This window comes from Streptomyces sp. NPDC051136 (assembly GCF_044455745.1).
Lineage (GTDB): Bacteria > Actinomycetota > Actinomycetes > Streptomycetales > Streptomycetaceae > Streptomyces.
This window is the reverse complement of the sequence record NZ_JBITFE010000010.1, coordinates 173007-191612: the sequence shown is the minus strand read 5'-3', so window position 1 is coordinate 191612 and position 18606 is coordinate 173007. Positions and strand designations below refer to the sequence as shown.

The 18606-nt window shown below is 73.0% G+C and carries 15 protein-coding genes; 6 read left to right on the top strand and 9 right to left on the bottom strand.

Going from position 1 to position 18606, the window contains the following annotated elements; all coding sequences use genetic code 11:
• The first annotated feature begins 11 nt into the window (after nt 1-11).
• Nucleotides 12-1661 (top strand): PucR family transcriptional regulator ligand-binding domain-containing protein, encoded by a 1650-nt coding sequence (locus tag ACIBCJ_RS28010; RefSeq protein WP_365979824.1) that lies wholly within the window; start codon nt 12-14, stop codon nt 1659-1661.
• A 62-nt stretch (nt 1662-1723) separates the two neighbouring features.
• Nucleotides 1724-2296 carry a dihydrofolate reductase family protein gene (locus tag ACIBCJ_RS28005; RefSeq protein ID WP_362510420.1) on the top strand — a complete coding sequence of 191 codons (573 nt, stop codon included), beginning with the start codon at nt 1724-1726 and terminating at the stop codon, nt 2294-2296.
• A 64-nt stretch (nt 2297-2360) separates the two neighbouring features.
• Here the strand turns inward: ACIBCJ_RS28005 and ACIBCJ_RS28000 are convergent, their stop codons facing one another.
• Genes ACIBCJ_RS28000 through ACIBCJ_RS27985 form a run of 4 tightly spaced genes read right to left on the bottom strand, consistent with a single transcriptional unit; the run spans nt 2361 to nt 7858 of the window.
• Complete coding sequence (locus ACIBCJ_RS28000) at nt 2361-4775, bottom strand: glycoside hydrolase family 3 N-terminal domain-containing protein (protein ID WP_365979823.1); 2415 nt, start codon at nt 4773-4775, stop codon at nt 2361-2363.
• Nucleotides 4772-5590 (bottom strand): carbohydrate ABC transporter permease, encoded by an 819-nt coding sequence (locus ACIBCJ_RS27995; protein WP_362096029.1) that lies wholly within the window; start codon nt 5588-5590, stop codon nt 4772-4774. Before ACIBCJ_RS27995 ends, ACIBCJ_RS28000 begins: the two co-directional genes overlap by 4 nt.
• On the bottom strand, nt 5587-6543 hold the full coding sequence (locus ACIBCJ_RS27990; protein ID WP_362096032.1) for a sugar ABC transporter permease: 957 nt from the start codon (nt 6541-6543) through the stop codon (nt 5587-5589). The genes ACIBCJ_RS27995 and ACIBCJ_RS27990 overlap by 4 nt, the downstream gene beginning before the upstream one ends.
• A 10-nt stretch (nt 6544-6553) precedes the next feature.
• The gene (locus ACIBCJ_RS27985; protein WP_365979822.1) at nt 6554-7858 is read right to left on the bottom strand and encodes an extracellular solute-binding protein; all 1305 of its coding nucleotides are present in this window, start codon (nt 7856-7858) and stop codon (nt 6554-6556) included.
• Between the two features lie 138 nt (nt 7859-7996).
• Between ACIBCJ_RS27985 and ACIBCJ_RS27980 the strand changes: the two genes are divergently transcribed.
• Both ACIBCJ_RS27980 and ACIBCJ_RS27975 read left to right on the top strand, forming a co-directional pair.
• Nucleotides 7997-9046, top strand: coding sequence for a LacI family DNA-binding transcriptional regulator (locus ACIBCJ_RS27980; RefSeq protein WP_365979821.1), 1050 nt, complete (start codon nt 7997-7999; stop codon nt 9044-9046).
• Between the two features lie 143 nt (nt 9047-9189).
• Entirely contained in the window at nt 9190-10032 is an 843-nt protein-coding gene (locus ACIBCJ_RS27975; RefSeq protein ID WP_365979820.1) for a phosphotransferase, read from the top strand.
• A gap of 172 nt (nt 10033-10204) precedes the next feature.
• Here ACIBCJ_RS27975 and ACIBCJ_RS27970 read toward each other — a convergent pair whose 3' ends face one another.
• Nucleotides 10205-11230, bottom strand: coding sequence for an aldo/keto reductase (locus ACIBCJ_RS27970; protein ID WP_365979819.1), 1026 nt, complete (start codon nt 11228-11230; stop codon nt 10205-10207).
• 281 nt (nt 11231-11511) lie between these two features.
• Between ACIBCJ_RS27970 and ACIBCJ_RS27965 the strand changes: the two genes are divergently transcribed.
• On the top strand, nt 11512-13563 hold the full coding sequence (locus tag ACIBCJ_RS27965; RefSeq protein WP_365979818.1) for an NPCBM/NEW2 domain-containing protein: 2052 nt from the start codon (nt 11512-11514) through the stop codon (nt 13561-13563).
• 45 nt (nt 13564-13608) lie between these two features.
• Here the strand turns inward: ACIBCJ_RS27965 and ACIBCJ_RS27960 are convergent, their stop codons facing one another.
• From ACIBCJ_RS27960 to ACIBCJ_RS27945, 4 genes are all read right to left on the bottom strand, one after another.
• Entirely contained in the window at nt 13609-14088 is a 480-nt protein-coding gene (locus ACIBCJ_RS27960; protein WP_362096049.1) for an NUDIX domain-containing protein, read from the bottom strand.
• A 69-nt stretch (nt 14089-14157) separates the two neighbouring features.
• Entirely contained in the window at nt 14158-15771 is a 1614-nt protein-coding gene (gene lnt, locus ACIBCJ_RS27955; protein ID WP_365979817.1) for an apolipoprotein N-acyltransferase, read from the bottom strand.
• Between the two features lie 125 nt (nt 15772-15896).
• Nucleotides 15897-16439, bottom strand: coding sequence for a hypothetical protein (locus ACIBCJ_RS27950; protein WP_362096055.1), 543 nt, complete (start codon nt 16437-16439; stop codon nt 15897-15899).
• 79 nt (nt 16440-16518) lie between these two features.
• A complete protein-coding gene (locus ACIBCJ_RS27945; RefSeq protein WP_365979816.1) occupies nt 16519-17304 on the bottom strand; it encodes an aspartate/glutamate racemase family protein in 786 nt (261 codons plus the stop codon).
• Nucleotides 17305-17344: 40 nt separating this feature from the next.
• Between ACIBCJ_RS27945 and ACIBCJ_RS27940 the strand changes: the two genes are divergently transcribed.
• Complete coding sequence (locus ACIBCJ_RS27940; protein ID WP_362096061.1) at nt 17345-18604, top strand: glycosyltransferase; 1260 nt, start codon at nt 17345-17347, stop codon at nt 18602-18604.
• The last annotated feature ends 2 nt before the right edge of the window (nt 18605-18606 follow it).

Genomic DNA, 18606 nt, shown 5'->3' with positions numbered 1-18606 from the left:
AGGGAGGCACCGTGAGCGAGAACCGGCAGCCGGGCCCGTCGGGCCGGGCGCCCACCGTGGCCGACGTGCTGGCGCTTCCGGTGGTGGCCGGGGGTGATCCACGGGTGGTCGCCGGCGAGGAGCACGTGGACCGTCCGGTCCGCTGGGTCCACGTCACCGAACTGACGGACCCCGCCTCCTTCCTCAAGGGCGGCGAACTCGTCCTCACCACCGGCATGCCCCTGCCGGACGACCCGGCCGGTGTCCGCCGCTACGTCGACGAACTCGCCGGCGTCGGGGCCGCGGGCCTGGTCATCGAGCTGGTGCGCCGTTACCACCGGCCGCCCGAGGCCCTGGTCCAGGCCTGCCGCGCGCGGAGTCTGCCCCTGGTGACGCTCGCCAGGGACGTCAACTTCCTGGAGGTCACCCAGGTGGTCCACACGCTGATCCTCGGCCACCAGGCGGAGGCCATGCGCAGGACCCAGCGCGTGCACGAGGCGTTCACCGCCCTCACCCTGCGCGGCACGGGCCCCGAGGAGGTGCTGCGCGCGGCCGCGGAGATGAGCGCCCGCACGGTCGTGCTGGAGAACCTGGTGCACCGGGCGCTGGTCTGCGAGCCCTCCGGGTCCGTGGAACGGGCCGCGCTCACGGACTGGGAACGCCGCTCGCGCACCACGCCGGCCACCGACCGGGTGGGGGTCTCGGGCCCCGAGGGCTGGCTGGCGGCGCCCGTGGAGTACCAGGGCGAGAGGTGGGGCCGGGTGGTCATGCTGCCCGCCGCGCATCCCGGCCGGGCCTTCGGGCCCGAGGACGTCACGGTGCTGGAGCGGACCGCGATGGCGCTCACCATCGCCCGCCTCACCCACCCCACGCCCTGGGAGCGCACCGCTCACCGCAACGCCCTGCGCGAGCTGGTCGAACAGCGTCACCGCTCCCCCGCGGACGCGCGGGCCCGCCTCACCGCCCTGGGACTGCCCGCGGACGGCACCCGCTTCGTCGCCGTCCTGGCGGACCTGCCCTCGGCGGAGGACGCCGCGGCCGCCGAGGTGCGGCTCTGCGAGGAGTCGGCCACACAGGTTCCGCGGGTGCTCGTCGGGCTCCTCTCCCCCACCCGTCTCGGGGTGCTGCTGGCGCTGCGCCCGTCCCGCCCCTGGCGCGAGGCCGTGCAGCGGGTGAGCCGCACCGCCCTGGAGGCGGCCCCGGGTGCCACGGTGAGCGCCGGCGCGCCGGCCGGTGACCTCGCCGACGTGGCCCGCTCGTTCCGCGAGGCGGCCCGGGTGGCCGAGGCCGCCGACCCGGGCCTGCCGCTGCCGCCCGGCCGTTCCTTCCACGAGCGGTCCGACATCGGCCTGCGCCGCCTGCTGTTCGCGCTGCGCGACGACACCCGCGTCCAGGACTTCGCCGAGCGGCAGTTGGGGCCGCTGCTCGACCACGACGCCCGGCACGGCACCGACCTCGTGACGACCCTGCGGGGTTACCTGGACTCCGCGGGCAACAAGACGGTCGCCGCCCGTTCGTCGGGCCTGTCCCGGGAGACCGTCTACCAGCGGCTGCGCACCATCGAGCGGTTGCTCGGCCGGGACCTGGAGTCCGGCGAGCAGCGCACCGAACTCCACGTGGCCCTGCACGCCGTCGACGCGCTGCGGGTTCTCCCGCCCATCGGCCGCGACCGCGACCGATGAGTTCTCCCCGGGGCCCGGGTCATAGTGGTGTCCGACCGCACACGAAACGTTGAGGACTTCGCATGCGTACTCTGATCAGCACCGCTTTCGTCTCGCTCGACGGTGTCGTGGAGGCCCCGGGCGGCGAGCCCGGCTACCGGAACTCCGGGTGGACCGTCAAGCACGTGGATTTCCTCCCCGAGGCGTTCGAGATCAAGGGCCGGGAGCAGAGCGAGGCCACGGCGCTGCTCCTCGGCCGGGTCAGCTACCAGGCGTTCAGCCCGGTGTGGCCGGACATGGAGGAGTTCCCCGAGTACCGGAAGATGCCGAAGTACGTCGTCTCCACCACCCTCACCGAGGACGACCTGGTCACCAACTGGGGCGAGACGACGATCCTGCGTTCGCTCGACGAGGTGGCCGCGCTGAAGGAGACCGGGGGCGGGCCGATCATCGTGCACGGCAGCGCCGCCCTGAACCGGAGCCTGTCGGACGCCGGCCTGATCGACCGCTACCACCTGCTGGTCTTCCCGCTCCTCCTCGGTGCGGGCAAGCGGCTGTTCAGCGACGCGGACAACGACGCGCGGAAGCTGCGGCTCGTCGAGCACGAGGTCTACGCCAACGGCCTGCAGAAGAACGTCTTCGACGTCGTCCACTGAGCCGTACGGCGAGCGGGGTGCCGGGGCCGGAGCCCGGGACCACCGCTCGCCGTCCGGCGGAGACTCAGACGCCCTGGGCGTCCTGGATCTCCAGCGGCTCCTGGTTCTCCACCGATTCCTGCGTGAACACGGCGTGCAGTCGCCGGGTGTGGTCGACCTGCCGTTCCGGTCCGTTGAGCACGACCGTCGCGGTCAGCCGCGTCTCCGTGCTGGACGCGGCGAACCGCAGCTCCAGCTCCCCGGGTTCGACGACGCGGCGGCCGTCGCGGCCGGTGAAGGAGGCGAGGTCGGCGGGTACCTCGACGCGCACCCGGCGGGCCTCGCCCGGGGCCAGCGGCACCCGCGTGTAACCGACGAGGCGCTGCACCGGCTGGACGACGGAGGCGACCGGGTCGTGCAGGTACAGCTGCACCACCTCGGTGCCGTGTCGTTCGCCGGTGTTGCGCACGGAGAGTTCCACCGAGAACGCACCGTCCGTGGACGCCTGCTCCCCGTGCGCCACGAGGTCGCTCCAGGCGAACGTGGTGTACGTGAGTCCGTGCCCGAAGCCGAAGGCGGGGGTCGGGTCGATGTTGGACACCTCGCTGGCCTGGGCCAGCCGAGCCCCGAGGTAGGTGGTCGGCTGGGCGCCCGGGCCGCGGGGCACGCTGACGGGCAGCCTGCCGGAGGGGCTGGTGCGCCCGCTGAGCACGCCGGCGATGGCGGCGGTGCCCTCTTCGCCGGGGAAGAACGACTGCACGATCGCGGCGGACTCGGTCACGGCCCGGCCCAGCGCGTAGGGCCGCCCGGCGAGCAGGACGGTGACCACGGGACTGCCGGAGTCGAGCAGCGCGTCGAGGAGCTGCTGCTGGGCCCCGGGCAGGGTGAGGGACTCGGCGTCGCAGCCCTCGCCGCTCGTGCCGCGGCCGAACAGGCCGGCCCGGTCACCGAGGACGGCGACGACCACGTCCGCCTCGCGGGCCGCGTCCACCGCCGCGCCGATGCCGGAGAGGTCGCCGTCGTCGACGCCGGTGCCCCGCGCGACGGTGATCTCCGCGTCGGGGAACTCGGTGGTCAGCGTGTCGTGCAGGGTGGGCAGGCCGATGCCGACCGGCACCTCCGGGTGCTGCACGCCGACGTGCCGGGGGAAGGAGTAGCAGCCGAGCACGGCGGTCGCCTCGGTGGCGTTGGGGCCGACCAGGGCGATGCGGCGGGGACCGGTGAGCGGCAGGGTGCCGTCGTTGGTGAGCAGCACGACCGCCTTGTCGGCGATCTCGCGGGCCAGTTCCCGGTTCTCGGGCCGGTCCAGGTCGATCCGGCCGCGCAGCGCCTCCGGGTCGTCCAGGTCCACCCCGTCGAGCGCGGGCGGGACCGGGCTCCAGTCCGGGTCGAGCAGGCCGAGCTGCGCCTTCTGGCCGAGGACCCGGCGCAGCGCCCGGTCGATGAGCGCCTCGGGAACCCGGCCGTCGGTGACCGCCTCGACGAGCGGGGCCCCGAAGGTCTTGACGGTGGGCAGCTCGACGTCCAGGCCCGCCTTCAGAGCGGCCGAGGCGGCGTCGGTCCAGTCGGCGACGACGCCGTGCAGCGTCTTGAGGAAGGCGATGCCGAAGTAGTCGGCGACGACCGTTCCCTCGAAGCCCCAGGTGTCGCGCAGCAGCCCGGTCAGCAGCGTCTCGTCGCCCGCGGCGGGCACGCCGTCGATGTCGGTGTAGGCGGACATCACGGAGCGGGGGCCGCCCTCGCGGACGGCCATCTCGAACGGCGGGAGCAGGACGTCGGCCCGCTCGCGGGTGCCCACGGAGGAGGGGGCGAGGTTGCGGCCGGCGCGGGAGGCGGAGTAGCCCACGAAGTGCTTGAGGGTGGCGACGATCCCGGCGGACTCCAGGCCCTGGACGTACGCGGTGCCGATGGTGCCGACGAGGTAGGGGTCCTCCCCGATGGTCTCCTCGACCCGGCCCCAGCGGGCGTCGCGGACCACGTCGAGGACGGGCGCGAGGCCCTGGTGGATGCCGAGGGACCGCATGTCGCGGCCGATGGCGGCGGCCATCCGGCGCACCACGTCCGGGTCGAAGGTGGCGCCCCAGGACAGGGGGACGGGGTAGGCCGTGGCGCCCCAGGCGGCGAAGCCGGCCAGGCACTCCTCGTGGGCGACGGCGGGGATGCCGAAGCGGCCGGCCGAGGTGATGCGGGCCTGGGTGCGCATGAGGGAGAGCGCGCCGAGCGCAGGGTCGACGGGGACGGTGCCGAAGGGGCGGGTGAGCTGGCCGAGCCCGGCGGGCACGAGCGCGTCGAGGTCGACGGCCTCCTCCATGTCGTGCTGGTGGGGGGCGACTTCACCGCCCTTGTCGGAGGCGCCGACCCACACGCCGTACAGCTGGGCGATCTTCTCCTCGAGGGTCATCGCGGAGACGAGCGCGTCGACTCGGGCGGCGACGGGGCGGGTGGGGTCGTTCCAGAGGGGAATTTCGGGGGTGGTCTCTACAGCCACGTCGGCAGTCACTTTCCTCCGACACCCATCAGCCCCTGGACCAGGGCGCGACGGGCGAACAGGTAGACGAGCAGGATGGGCACCATGGACAGCACCACGGCCCCCAGCAGACCGGGGATGTCGATCCCGTGCGCGGTCTGGAAGTTGTACAGACCCAGGGTGACCACCTTGGTGGACTCCGACTGGGTCAGGACCAGCGGGAACAGGAAGCCGTTCCACGCCTGGAGCGCGGAGAACACCACGATCGTGGAGAGTCCGCCGCGGGACAGCGGGACGACGAGCTGGAAGAACATGCGCCGCGGACTGGCGCCGTCCATCGCCATGGCCTCGTACAGCTCCGAGGAGATGTCACGCATCGCGCCGCTGAGGATCAGCGCGGACATCGGCAGGCAGAACGCGGCCGTCGGCAGGATGACGCCGAGCAGGTTGTCGTACAGCCCCGCTTCACTGATCAGGTAGAACATCGGCACGATCACGGCCTGGGCCGGGATGGCCAGGCCGAGCAGGAACAGCCGGAAGATCGCCGACGTGGCCCGGCCGCGGCTGCGGACGATCGCGTAGGCGAGCGGCGGGACCAGCAGCAGCACGATGCCGATCACGCAGGCAGTGACGACGAGCGTGTTGAAGAAGTACTGGCCGAAGCCGGAGTCGAAGGCACCGGTGAAGTTGTCCAGCGTGAAGCTGTCCGGGAACGAGACCGGGCCGTTCTCGGCGTAGTCCTGGCGGGTCCGCAGGGTCGCGGCGAGCATCACGTACAACGGCAGCCCGACCAGGACGAGCCAGACGAGCGAGCCGACGCCGGCCACGTAGTTGGGTCGGCGCCTCATGACACACCCTCCATGGAGCTGCGCATCTTGTCGTAGCCGGAGACCCGGACGACGACCAGCGAGATGACGGTGGCGGCGACGACCAGGGCGAGGGCGATCGCGGAGCCGGTGCCGTAGTCGAAGCCCTTGAACGCCTTGTCGTACATGTAGTAGGCGCTGATGGTGGTGTCCGTGCCGGGGCCGCCCTGGGTCAGGATGAGGACGGTCTCGAAGGTGGTCAGTCCGCCGACGATCATCAGGATCATCGAGGTGATCATCGAGGTCCGCAGCTGCGGCAGGGTGATGTGGAAGAACTGCCGGTAGCGGCCCGCCCCGTCGATCTCCGCCGCCTGGTACAGCACCTGCGGGACGGAGCGGGCGGCGCCCTGGTAGATCAGCGTGTGGAACGGGGTGAACTGCCAGGTGCTGACGAAGGCCAGCACGCCGATGGCGGTGGTCTGTTCGCCGAACAGGTTGCCGTCGCCGAAGAGCCACGTGGCCTCGGCGGGTATGCCGAAGTTCGGGTCGAGCAGCGCCCGCCACAGCACGGACACGGCCGTGGCGGACAGCAGCAGCGGGATGAAGTAGATGACGGACAGGACGGCGCGGTTGCGCTGGTGACCGGCGGCCCAGACGCCGAGCAGGATGCTCAGCGGGGTCTGCAGGACCACGCCCAGCGCGGTCAGCAGCAGGGTCAGCCAGATGCTCTTGAGCATCACCGGGTCGTCGATGAGGCGCGACCAGTTGTCCGTGCCGACGAACTCGGGCGAGCTGATGCCGTCCCAGGTCATGAAGGACAGCACCGCCACCATGATCAGCGGGACGATCGCGAAGAGGAAGAAGAACACTGCGGCGGGCACCGCCCAGCCGAAGCCGGGGCGGCCCACCGTCGTCGCGGACGAGGCGGGCGGCCGCCGCCGGGACTCCTTGCGGGGTCCGGCGGCGGGCCGTGCGCTCGTGAGGTCTGTGGTCATGAGCCGTTCGTCACTCGGTCGGGAGGGCCTGCATGGCCTTGATGAAGCCGTCCGCGTCGAGCTGTCCGTTGAAGAACTGCTGGATGGCCTTGTGCATGTCCGAGCTGGCCTTCTGCGGGTACGCCTGGTCCCAGGAGAGCTGGAAGGACGGGGCGTCGGAGACCAGGTCGTACTGGAAGCGCGAGTACTCGGGGGTGCCCGAGCCGTCGATGAACTTGTCGGTGTTCGTCGTGGTCGGCAGGTTGCCGATGTCCAGCTGCGCCTTGACGAAGTCGTCGGAGTACATGAGCTTCAGGAACTCGGCGACCGCCTCGGGGTGCTTGGTCTTCTTCATCACCGAGTAGTAGTTGTTGGTGTTGCCGGCCACGTCGGCCGGGTCGCCCTTGCCGCCCGCGACGGTCGGGAAGGCGGTGTAGCCGAGGTCCTTCTCGGCGAACTCCTTGTGGTCCGTGAGCTGCTGGGAGTAGTACCAGGAACCCATCAGCTCGAAGCCGGCCTTGCCGGAGGCCACCAGCTGGACCGAGCCGCCGTTGGTGTACTTGACGGAGTCGTAGTTCTTGCCGAAGGCGCCCGAGTCGACCAGCTCCTTGATCATGTCCAGGGCCTTCCTGCTCTCCGCGCTCTCCCAGGCGCTCTTGTCGCCGCCGACGGCCTTCGCGAACAGCTCCGGTCCGGCTATGCGGTCGTAGAGGTACTGGAACCACATCTGGGTGGGCCATACGTCGCCGCCGCCGAGCGCGATCGGCGTGACGCCCGCGTCCTTGAGCTTGCCCACCGCGTCGAGCAGCTCGTCCCAGGTCTTCGGCGGCTGGACGCCCGCGTCGTCGAGGACCTTCTTGTTGTGGAACAGCAGCACCGGCTGGGTGCCGCGCATCGGGACGCCGTACGGCTTGCCGTCGACGACGGCACTCTCGAAGACGGACGGCAGGAACTTCTTCTCCAGGTCCGGGTTCTTCTTGATGAAGTCGTCCAGCGGAAGCAGCAGGTCCGCCTTGACGAACGGCTTGATGCTGCCGCCGCCCCAGTTGAAGAAGACGTCCGGAGCCTGCGGGGTGTTGATGATCGTCTGGAGCTTGGTCTGGTAGTCGGCACCGGGGATGGTGTCGAGCACCGCCTTGACGTCGGACGTCTCGTTGAAGGTCTTGACGATCTGCTCTTCGACCTTGTTGCTGGCGTCCCCGTAGACCAGGACATGGATCTTGCCGTCGTCCGACGACGCCCCGCCGTTCCCGTCACCGCAGGCCGACAGGCTCAGCGCCAGGGCGAGCGTCGCGCCGGTGGCGACCAGTCTGGGCAAGCGCGCACGTGTCTTCATCGTTCGCCTTTCGAAAGTTTCGGCACCATCACCGAAAGTCCATGCTGGTCGGACAGTAAAGTGCGACCGGATTTCCGGTCAATGGCCGTGCGTCCGCCGTCTCAAAACGTTATCGACCGCATGCCCTATCCTTCCTGCATGCACGAGGAAGTTGAGGTGAGCGCCAGGGTGACCCTGGCCGAGGTGGCGAAAGAGGCGGGAGTCTCGCCCCCGACAGTTTCGAAGGTCCTCAACGGTCGTTCGGATGTCTCCCGCTCCACCCGGGCCAAGGTGGAGCGGCTCCTCGAGGTGCACGGTTACCGGCGCCGGAGCGCGACCCCGCCGCGTTCGCCGCTGGTCGAACTCGTTTTCCACGAGCTGGACAGCGTCTGGGCGATGGAGCTGGTCCGCGGCGTGGAGGAGGTCGCCAAGGCCAACCGGACCGAGGTCGTGCTCACCCGCAGCGGCACCCGGCACGCTCCTGCTTCGGACTGGATCGAGGGGGTGCTCGGGCGCAGGCCGCTCGGTGTCGTGCTGGTTTTCTCCTCGCTCCCCGCCGAGGTCAAGCACCGGCTGCGGTCCTGGGACATCCCGTTCGTCATCGTCGACCCGGCCGGCGACCCCGACCCCGACGTCCCGTCCGTCGGCTCCGCCAACTGGGCCGGGGGCCTGGCGGCCACCCGCCATCTCACCGACCACGGGCACCGGCGCGTCGCGATCATCACCGGTTTCGAGGACATGCTGTGCTCGCTGGCCCGCCTCGACGGCTACCGCTCGGCGATGACCATGGCGGGCCTGCCCATCGACCCGGCCCTGGTCCGCTACGGCGACTACAGCGTGGAGAGCGGCTTCGAGCACGGCATGGACCTGCTCGCCGGGCCCGACCGGCCGACGGCCGTGTTCGCGGGCAGCGACCTCCAGGCTCTCGGCGTGCTGGAGGCGGCCCGGGTCAGAGGGCTGAGGGTCCCTCAGGACCTCTCGGTCGTCGGCTACGACGACGTGCCGCTCGCCCAGTGGTCGAGCCCGCCGCTGACCACCGTGCACCAACCGCTGCGGCACATGGCCGAGGAAGCCACCCGCATGCTCTTCCGGCGGGAAGACCCCCGCGGGGCCGGCCGGCGCATCGAGCTGGCGACCCATCTCGTGGTCCGGCAGAGCACCGCACCGCCGGCCGGCGCGGCGACGGCACCCGGCGGCGCGGTGGCGTGACGGACCGCCCGGCGTACGCTTCGGCGACGTCACGGGCGTCGCCGGCGGCCTTCCCGGCGCACTGCCCGACGACGGCGGAGATCAACGGAACGACGGAGAGCACGAAGAAGGCGGAGAAGGCGGAGAACACGGAGGAGCAGCGTATGAAGCCGTCCGAACTGCGTCGCGCGGTCGCGGCGGGACGAGCGACCGCCACGGCGCTGGGGCTTCGTGCCGACGAGGTGAGCGTGGTCCACGACTCGGACCGGGTCGCGCTGCGCCTGCTCCCCTGCGACGTGCTGGCCAGGGTCGCGCCCGCGGTGCAGCGGGCCGACTCCGAGTTCGAGGTGGAGATCGCCCGCCGGCTGGCCGGCGTCGACGCTCCGGTGGCCGGGCTCGACCCGCGGGTGGAGCCGCGCGTCCACACGCGCGACGGCTTCGCCGTCTCCCTGTGGACCTACTACGAGCCGGTGGGTCCGGAGGTCGCACCGGCCGCCTACGCGGACGCCCTGACGCGGCACCATGCCGCCCTGCGCCGGATCGATCTGCGCGCACCCCACTTCACCGATCGGGTGGCCGCTGCGCTGAAGCAGGTGGGCGACCGCGAGCGCTCACCCGAACTCTCCGCCGAAGACCGGGAGTTCCTCAGCGGCACGCTCGGTGGACTGCGCGCCTCGCTCGGTGCCGACCGCTCCCGCGATCAACTGCTGCACGGCGAGCCCCACCCGGGCAACCTCCTGAGCACGAGGCGGGGGCCGCTCTTCGTGGACCTCGCCACCTGCTGCCGCGGACCGGTCGAGTTCGACCTCGCCCATGCGCCCGAAGCGGTGGCGGAGCACCGCCCGGAGGCAGACCCCGGGGTCCTCCTCCGGTGCCGCGCCCTGAACTGGGCACTGTTCTCGGCCTGGCGCTGGCGCCGGGGCGACCAGATGCCCGACCGGGACCACTGGCGGACGGAAGGGCTCGCCCGGGTCCGTGCGGCACTCGACCGCTGCGGACCGGACTGAGCCGCACCACCACCGCCACGTGCGCACCGCCGGGCCCAGTGATCGGTCGGGCACGTCACGCGCGGCCCGGAACGCCGGGCGGCCCGGGGCCCGGAGCTCCGGCCGTCCCGGGGCCCGGACGCCGGGGGCACCATCGGTGCTCCGGCCGGGCGTCACCCGGTACGGGTGCCGGTCATCCGGCGGATCCGGGAGTGGGCGCGCCGGGCGGCAGCAGGTCCCGCTCGCGCAGTGCCTCCCACACGGCCCCCGGCACGGACCGGCGGTACTGCTCGACGGCGTCGCGGGCCTCGGCGGCCGAACGGGCGCCGACGAGGACGGCCGCGACCGCCGGGTGCCCGAAGGGGAAGCGGAGGGCCGCGGCCCGCAGCGGCACGCCGAGTGCCTCGGTGGCGTCGCGCATGCGCAGGGCGCGGCGCAGGAGCCGGCCGGGCGCCGCCGCGTAGTCGTACGTGGCGCCGGGCGCGGGGTCCGCCAGCAGGCCGGAGTTGAACACTCCCCCGACGATCACACTCTTGCCGGCGGTTTCCGCGCCGGGCAGCAGCTCCTGGAGCGCACCCTGGTCGAGCAGCGTGTAGCGCCCGGCGCAGAGCACCGCGTCGACGTCGGTGTCCGTGACGAAGCGGGCCAGCATCCGGGTCTGGTTCATCCCGGCGCCGATGGCCCGGACGACGCCTTGGGCGCGGAGGTCCTCCAGGGCCGGGTAGGCCTCGTCGAAGGCCTGCCGCTCGTGGTCGTCGGGGTCGTGCAGCAGCACGAGGTCCACGCGGTCGAGACCGAGCCGGGTCAGGCTGGCCTCCAGGGAGCGGCGTACTCCGTCGGCGCTGAAGTCCCAGCGGCGCCGGTGGGTGGCGGGTACGGCGAATCCGTTCGCCAGGTCGTCGCCACCGCCGTCGTACGGTTCGAGCAGGCGGCCGACCTTGGTGGACAGGGTGTAGGCGTCCCGCGGCCTGCTCCGCAGGGCCGCGCCCAGTCGGCGTTCCGACAGGCCCAGGCCGTAGTGCGGGGCGGTGTCGAAGTAGCGGATGCCCGCGTCCCAGGCCGCCTCCAGGGTCGCCGCCGCCTGCTCCTCCCCCACCTCCTCGTAGAGTCCGGCGACGGCGGCGGCACCGAAACCGAGGGCGGTGACGGGTACGCCGCTGCGCCCGAGGGTGCGCACCGGCAGTGCGGTGGGCGTGTCGCCGGTGCCGTCCGTCGCCATCCCCGCCCCTTCGGTCGCGGTCCGTGCGTCCCGGCGCCCACTTCGCGGAGCCTGACGCCCGGCGGTCACGGCGCCTCGGATCACGCAGGACTCTCGGCCCGATGCTCGGGGAGGGCGGAGCACCGCGTCAAGATCCGCGCATCCCGGCACCCGGGAGAGAGCACAGAATCCACCATGAACGCCCTCTTTCCCTCAGACCCCAACGCCCCTACTGTGAGCGCGCGTTGACGATGCGTGTCTCCCCGCGCACCGCTTCCGACGAACAGCGGAGGAGTGGAACGATGCGTCACCTTGCCATGCGTGAACCGCGCGTCACCGGCCGCAGAGCCCTGGCCGTGGTGGCCGCCGGACTGATCGCCGCCGCGGGCCTGGGGGTGAACGCACAGGCCGCGCCCGCGGTCCCGGCCCCGGCGCCCGTGAGGTCCTTGGCGGCCTCCGGTCACGAGGGACTGGCCCTCACCCCGCCGATGGGCTTCAACAACTGGAACTCCACGCACTGCCGCGACGAGTTCGACGAGTCGATGGTCAAGGGCATCGCCGACCTCTTCGTGGAGCGCGGCCTGAAGGACGCCGGCTACGAGTACGTCAACCTGGACGACTGCTGGGCGCTGCCGGAACGCGACGCCGACGGCCGCCTGGTGCCCGACCCCGAGCGCTTCCCCAACGGCATCGGGGCCGTCGCCGACTACGTCCACTCCAAGGGCCTGAAGTTCGGCATCTACACCAGCGCCGGCACCAAGACGTGCAGCGACATCGGCTTCCCCGGCGCCCTCGGCCACGAGTACGGCGACGCGCGGCAGTTCGCCGACTGGGGCGTCGACTACCTCAAGTACGACAACTGCAACAACCAGGGTGTCGACGCGAAGCAGCGCTACACCACCATGCGGGACGCGCTCGCGGCGACCGGCCGGCCGATCGTCTACAGCATCTGCGAGTGGGGACAGAACAAGCCGTGGGAGTGGGCCGGCGAGCTGGGCCAGCTCTGGCGCACCACCGGTGACATCAGCGACAGCTGGAGCTCGATGTCCTCGATCATGAAGGCGAACCTCGCACTCGCCCCGTACGCGCACCCCGGCGGATGGAACGACCCCGACATGCTGGAGGTCGGCAACGGGGGCATGACGGACACCGAGTACCGTACGCACTTCTCCATGTGGTCGGTCATGGCGGCGCCGCTGCTGATCGGCTCCGACCTGCGCACGGCGCCCGAGTCGGCGTTCGACATCCTCACCAACGACGAGGTGATCGCCGTCGACCAGGACCCGCTGGGCAGGCAGGGCGAGGTCGTCTCCTCGGAGGGCGGCCGGTGGGTCGTGTCGAAGGAGCTGGCGGACGGCGGCCGCGCGGTCGCGCTGTTCAACGAGGGCTCCCGCGCGCAGCGGATCGAGACGACCGCGCGGGCCGTCGGCCTGCCGCAGGCGCGCGGGTACGCGATGCGGGACCTGTGGAAGCACAGCGACGCCGGCACGACGGGCACGATCGCCGCGACCGTCCCCGCGCACGGCACGGTGCTGGTGCGGGTGGCGGCCGACAGGAGGTGGGCGCAGTACCCGCCCGCCGTGGACGTGAGCGCGGACGGTGACACCGTGACCGAGGCCGGGCGCACCGAGCGGATCACCTCCGAGGTCACCGACCTGGGCGGCAGCGCGGCCCACTCGGTGCGGGTCGCCCTGACCGGTCCCGAGGGCTGGCGCATCACCCCCAGGTCCGCCGCTTCGGCGCGTGCCCTCGAACCGGGCGGGACCCTGGCGACGGACTGGGACGTCACGGTTCCCGCGGGCACCTCCGCGGGCGACCGGGACCTGACGCTCACGGCGAGGCACCGCACGCGTTCCGGCGCCTGGGTCACCTCGGCGGTGCCGGTGACGGTGCGCGTCGGCGTGCCGCTGCCCGCGGGCCGGACCGCCCTGTCGGACGCGGGTCCGCTCAGCTCCTCCAACGGCTGGGGCCCCGTCGAGCGGGACCGGAGCGTGGGCGAGAGCCAGGCCGGCGACGGTGGGCCGATCACCGTGGGCGGCCAGGAGTTCGCCAAGGGCCTCGGCGTCCACGCGCCGAGCAGCGTGGAGTACTACCTCGGCGGCGCGTGCAGCGAGGTGACCGCGCAGGTCGGTGTGGACGACGAGTCGGGCGACCGGGGCAGCGTGGCCTTCGAGGTCTGGGCCGACGGGACCCGGGCCGCGTCGACGGGCACGGTGACCCACGCCGATCCGACGCTCCCGGTCTTCGCCGACGTCTCCGGGGCGGACGTGGTCCGCCTGGTGGTCACGGACGCCGGGGACGGTGTCGACTACGACCACGCGGACTGGGCGGACCTGCGGGTCACCTGCGCCTGAGCAGCCGGCGCGGGGCGTCGCCCCCGGGTGGGCGCGCCCCGTGCCTCAGAGGGAAGCGGCGGGGTCGAACCACGCGGGGGCGTCGGACAGGGCCTGCTTGACCCGGGCCTGCCCGAACTCCCCGATGTCCGGCAGCGCGTCCACCGCGAACCAGCCGACCTCCAGCGACTCGTCGTCGTTGACCCGGGCCTCGCCGCCCACGGCCCGGCAGCGGAAGGTGATGTCCATGAACTGGCAGACGTCGCCGTTGTCGTAGGTGACCGGCTTCAGTGCCTGGACGAGGACCAGCCGCTCGACGACGCACCGGACGGCGGTCTCCTCCTCGACCTCGCGCACGGCGCAGGCGGCGGGCTGCTCGCCCGGCTCCGGGATGCCTCCGATCAGGGACCAGCGCCCGTTGTCGGACCGGCGGCCGAGCAGCACCCTGCCCTCGTCGTCGAGGACGACGGCGGTGACTCCGGGGAGCCACAGGAGCTGGTGCCCGGCCGAGGCGCGCAGGTCGCGGATGAAATCGGGAGTACTCATGGGCCCGACCCTAACGGGGGTGCCCCGGCCGCTCCCGCCCGTGCACCGGGGCGTGCGGCGGGCGTACCGCTACACGGCGCGGGCGCGTCGGCCGCGCACACCGGCGCCGACGGCCCAGCCGACCCCGCCGGCCGCGAGCAGCACCAGGGCGATCTCGGGTGCGATGCCGAGCCGGGTGGCGGGCGTCTCGGAGGAGCGCAGGGGCACCTCCTGGACCAGGGAGTCCGCCACGAACATGCCGGTCTTCTGGGTGATCCTGCCGTCCGGCATGATGATCGCGCTGACGCCGCTGGTCACCGGGACGGTGACGGTCCGGCTGTGCTCGACCGCGCGGATCCGGGACATGGCGAGCTGCTGGTAGGTCATCTCGCTGCGGTCGAAGGTGGCGTTGTTGCTGGGCACGGAGATCATCCGGGCGCCGTCCGTGACCTCGGAGCGCACGGCCCAGTCGAAGGCGGCCTCGTAGCAGGTCACCAGGCCGACCTTGGTGCCGGCCATGGTGAACACGCCGGGCTCGGTGCCCCGGCTGAAGTCCCGGCTGACCATGCTGGTCCACGTCTCGTTGATCGCCCCGATGAGCGAGCGCAGCGGCAGGTACTCGCCGAAGGGCTGGATCTGCCGCTTGTCGTAGGTGTCGACGGGGCCCTTGTCCGGGTCCCACAGGATCTGCTCGTTGAGCAGCTTGCCGTCGCGGTCCACGACGCCGCCGACCGAGATGGGCGCGCCGATCGCCTTGGCGGCCCGGTCGATGATCCCGCGGGCGTCGGCGTTGGCGAAGGGGTCGATGTCCGAGGAGTTCTCCGGCCAGAGCACGAAGTCGGGACGGGCCGCCTTCCCCGCCTTCACGTCGGCGGCCAGACGCAGGGTTTCCCGCGCGTGGTAGTCGAGTACGGCACGGCGCTGGGCGTTGAAGCCGAGGCCCGCGCGCGGCACGTTGCCCTGGATCACGGCGACGGTGGCGGTGCCGTCCTCCGCCTTGTCGCTGACCAGCGGCCGGGCGGCCACGGCCGCCGCGACGGGTACGGCCATGCCGAGCAGCGCCACCGCCGCGGCACCGCGCCGTACCTCGTCCCCGCGGCGGGCCCGGACGGCCAGGCGCACGGCCTCACCGAGACCGAAGCCGCACAGGACGACCGCGAAGCCGAGCACCGGTGTGCCGCCGAGCGCGGCGAGCGGCAGGAAGACGCCGTCCGCCTGGCCGAACGCGATCTTGCCCCAGGGGAAGCCCTCGAACGGAGCACGCGCGCGTGCCGCCTCCCCCGCGGTCCACAGTGCCGCCGCCCACACCGGCCATCCGGGCAGCTTCGACACCGCGGCCACGCCGGCGCCGACCGCCGCGACGAAGAGCGCCTCGATCGCGACCAGGGCGAGCCAGGGGCCGGGGCCGACCTCCACGCCGGTCCACACCAGCAGGGGAAGCAGGAAACCGAGCCCGAAGAGGTAGCCGAGGCCGAGGCCCGCCTTCCAGCCGCGCCCGTGCAGCAACAGGCCGAGGGCGGCGAAGGCGGGCAGCGCGAGCCACCACAGGGTGCGCGGCGGGAAGCTGACGTAGAGCAGCACCCCGGAGAGTGCGGCGACGACGGCCGGCAGGAGACGCAGGAGGCGCGCGACGGCCCGGGAAGCGGGCGTGGTCTGCGGCTGCGTACGGTCCGACTCGCCGACGGAGGTTGCGGTGGCTGTCACCCACCGGAGTGTACGGCGGGTGCGCGGGCCCCGGACAGGACGGTCCGGGGAGGTCGGGGGCTGTGGGCCGCCGGTGCCGCGGCGTCCGCTCCGCCCGCGCGCCGACGGCTCGGGCGCCCGGTGGGTCAGTGTGCCGGGCCCGGTGCTTTCGGGCGGAGGCGGTCCTTGATGACCTGGACGGCCGCCTCCGCGTCGTCGACGGTGATCGTGAAGGTGTGGCCGTCCCACAGCCGCAGGACCAGCCCCTCCCCGCGCCGGACGACCACGGCGGTGCCCCGCTCCGGGCGCCAGCGGTAGCCCCAGCCGCCCCAGTGGCGCGGGGTGACGTGCGGCGCGAACTCGGCACCGGCGACGTGCGAGAGGGGGATGCGGCGGCGGGGGACGCCGATGTGGCCGCAGCGCACTTCGAGGCAGTCGTCGTCGACTCTGAGCGCGACGTGCACGAACGCGAGCGTGCCGAAGAGCACCAGCAGTCCCGCCGCGATGCAGCCCACTACGGCCATGGCGAGCGGGGCGACGCCGGACTCCCAGGCGGACTCGACGGCCAGGGCGATGCCGAGCGCCACGCTGGCGACGCCGATGAGCGCCAGGAACCACTGGACGCGGTTGGTGGCACGGCCGGTCCAGACGTTCGGCTGGGGGACGATCTCGCCGGGGCGATGCCTCATGGCTATGAGACTACTCAGGTTTCGCTGCGCGGGTACCTCGTCGCACAGGGTGACTGGGCCGACCGGGCGGACGGGCCGGTCAGCCGGCCGGTGTGACCGTGCGCAGGAGCCTGCCCTCGTCGTAGGCCAGCGCGGGCGCGGGCAGCGCTCCCTCGCGTCCGCTGAGGAGCACCGTCAGGGTGCCCTCCGCGGGGGCGCCGGGGTCGGGCCGGGCGCCGATCCGGCGCAGCGCCTGGGCGGCCACCGCCCCGGCGGAGCCGTGCAGGACGAGGCGCGGGGCGCCGGGGCGCTGCACGGCGGCGCGGATGCGCTCGGCGACCAGCTCGTAGTGGGTGCAGCCCAGGACGACGGTCGTCACGTCGTCGGGGGTGAGGGCGGCCGCGGCGGCGACGGCCCCGGCGATGGCCGCCTCGTCCGCGTGCTCGACGGCGTCCGCGAGGCCCAGGCAGGGCACCTCGGTGACCGCCGCGTCGCCGGCGAACTTCTCGATCAGGCCGCGCTGGTAGGGGCTGCCGGTGGTGGCGGGCGTCGCCCAGATCGCCACCGGTCCGCCGCCCGCCGCCGCGGGCTTGATCGCCGGCACGGTGCCGATCACGGGCACGCCGGGTTCGAGCCGGGCGCGCAGCGCGGGCAGCGCGTGCACGGTGGCGGTGTTGCAGCCGACGATCAGGGCGTCCGGACGGTGCGCGGCGGCTGCCTCGGCCACGGCGAGGGCACGCCCGGTCAGGTCCTCGGGGGTGCGCGGTCCCCAGGGCATGCCGTCGGGGTCGAGGGAGAGGATGAGATCGGCGTCCGGTCGCAGCCGCCGTACCGCGGCGGTGGCCGCCAGCAGACCGATTCCGGAGTCCATGAGCGCGATCTTCACCCGGCCACCATAGACGATGCGCCCGCCACCGGCCGGTGCCGTGGGGCAGACTGCGCACGTGAGCGCCGATGCGTGGACTTCCGTCCAGACCGTCGAGACCGTCGTGGCAGCCCTCTCCCTCGCCGTCTGGCTGTGGCTGCTGCTCGCCCGTGGCTTCTTCTGGCGCACCGACGTCAGACTCCCGGCCCGCACGGAGCCCGCCGTCTGGCCCTCGGTGTGCGTCGTCGTCCCGGCGCGCGACGAGGCGGCGGTGCTGCCCGCGAGCCTGCCCTCGCTGCTGGCCCAGGACTACCCGGGGCGGGCCGAGGTCTTCCTCATCGACGACGGCAGCACGGACGGCACGGGCGAACTGGCCCGCGAGCTGGCCCGGCGGCACCAGGGGCTGCCGCTCACGGTGGCCTCGCCCGGGGAGCCGCCCGCCGGCTGGACGGGCAAGCTGTGGGCGGTGCGGCACGGGATCGGCCTGGCACGCGCGCGTGGACCCGAGTACCTGCTGCTGACGGACGCCGACATCGCGCACGCGCCGGACAGTCTGCGCGGGCTGGTGGCGGCGGCGGGCACCGGAGGGTTCGACGTCGTCTCCCAGATGGCCAGGCTGCGGGTGGAGAGCCTGTGGGAGCGGCTCGTGGTGCCGGCCTTCGTCTACTTCTTCGCCCAGCTCTACCCGTTCCGGTGGATCGGCGGCGACGGGAGGAACGCGGCGAGTGACAGGAGGACCGGGAAGAAAGGGACGCGGACGGCGGCCGCGGCGGGCGGCTGTGTGCTGCTGCGTGCCGACGCCGCCGAGCGGGCGCGGATCCCGGACGCCATCCGGCACGCGGTCATCGACGACGTGGCGCTCGCCCGCGCGGTGAAGGGTGCCGGCGGCCGGGTCTGGCTGGGCCTGGCCGAGCGGGTGGAGAGTGTGCGTCCGTACCCGCGGCTGCGCGACCTGTGGCGGATGGTCTCGCGCAGCGCGTACGCGCAGCTGCGGCACCAGCCGCTGGTCCTCGCCGCGACGGTGCTCGGTCTGGCGCTCGTGTACCTGGTGCCGCCGGCGGCGCTCGTGCTCGGCCTGGCGGCGGGGCGGGGCGCGACGGCCGTGCCGGGCGCCGCCGCCTGGCTGGTGATGGCGGCGACGTACCTGCCGATGCTGCGCTACTACCGGCAGCCCTGGTGGCTCGCCCCGCTGCTGCCGCTCACCGCCTTCCTCTATCTGCTGATGACGGTCGACTCGGCGGTGCAGCACTACCGGGGGCGGGGCGCGGCCTGGAAGGGCCGCACCTACGCCCGCCCGGACGCCGTGCCCGAGGAGGGCTGAGC

What these genes read in the sequence shown, in the direction of transcription:
- ACIBCJ_RS27975 (WP_365979820.1), top strand. Translation starts at nt 9,190, where the DNA reads ATGAAGCCGTCCGAACTGCGTCGCGCGGTCGCGGCGGGACGAGCGACC.
- ACIBCJ_RS27980 (WP_365979821.1), top strand. Translation starts at nt 7,997, where the DNA reads ATGCACGAGGAAGTTGAGGTGAGCGCCAGGGTGACCCTGGCCGAGGTG.
- ACIBCJ_RS27985 (WP_365979822.1), bottom strand. Translation starts at nt 7,858, where the DNA reads ATGAAGACACGTGCGCGCTTGCCCAGACTGGTCGCCACCGGCGCGACG.
- ACIBCJ_RS27960 (WP_362096049.1), bottom strand. Translation starts at nt 14,088, where the DNA reads ATGAGTACTCCCGATTTCATCCGCGACCTGCGCGCCTCGGCCGGGCAC.
- ACIBCJ_RS27950 (WP_362096055.1), bottom strand. Translation starts at nt 16,439, where the DNA reads ATGAGGCATCGCCCCGGCGAGATCGTCCCCCAGCCGAACGTCTGGACC.
- ACIBCJ_RS27990 (WP_362096032.1), bottom strand. Translation starts at nt 6,543, where the DNA reads ATGACCACAGACCTCACGAGCGCACGGCCCGCCGCCGGACCCCGCAAG.
- ACIBCJ_RS27965 (WP_365979818.1), top strand. Translation starts at nt 11,512, where the DNA reads ATGCGTCACCTTGCCATGCGTGAACCGCGCGTCACCGGCCGCAGAGCC.
- ACIBCJ_RS27995 (WP_362096029.1), bottom strand. Translation starts at nt 5,590, where the DNA reads ATGAGGCGCCGACCCAACTACGTGGCCGGCGTCGGCTCGCTCGTCTGG.
- ACIBCJ_RS28005 (WP_362510420.1), top strand. Translation starts at nt 1,724, where the DNA reads ATGCGTACTCTGATCAGCACCGCTTTCGTCTCGCTCGACGGTGTCGTG.
- ACIBCJ_RS27970 (WP_365979819.1), bottom strand. Translation starts at nt 11,230, where the DNA reads ATGGCGACGGACGGCACCGGCGACACGCCCACCGCACTGCCGGTGCGC.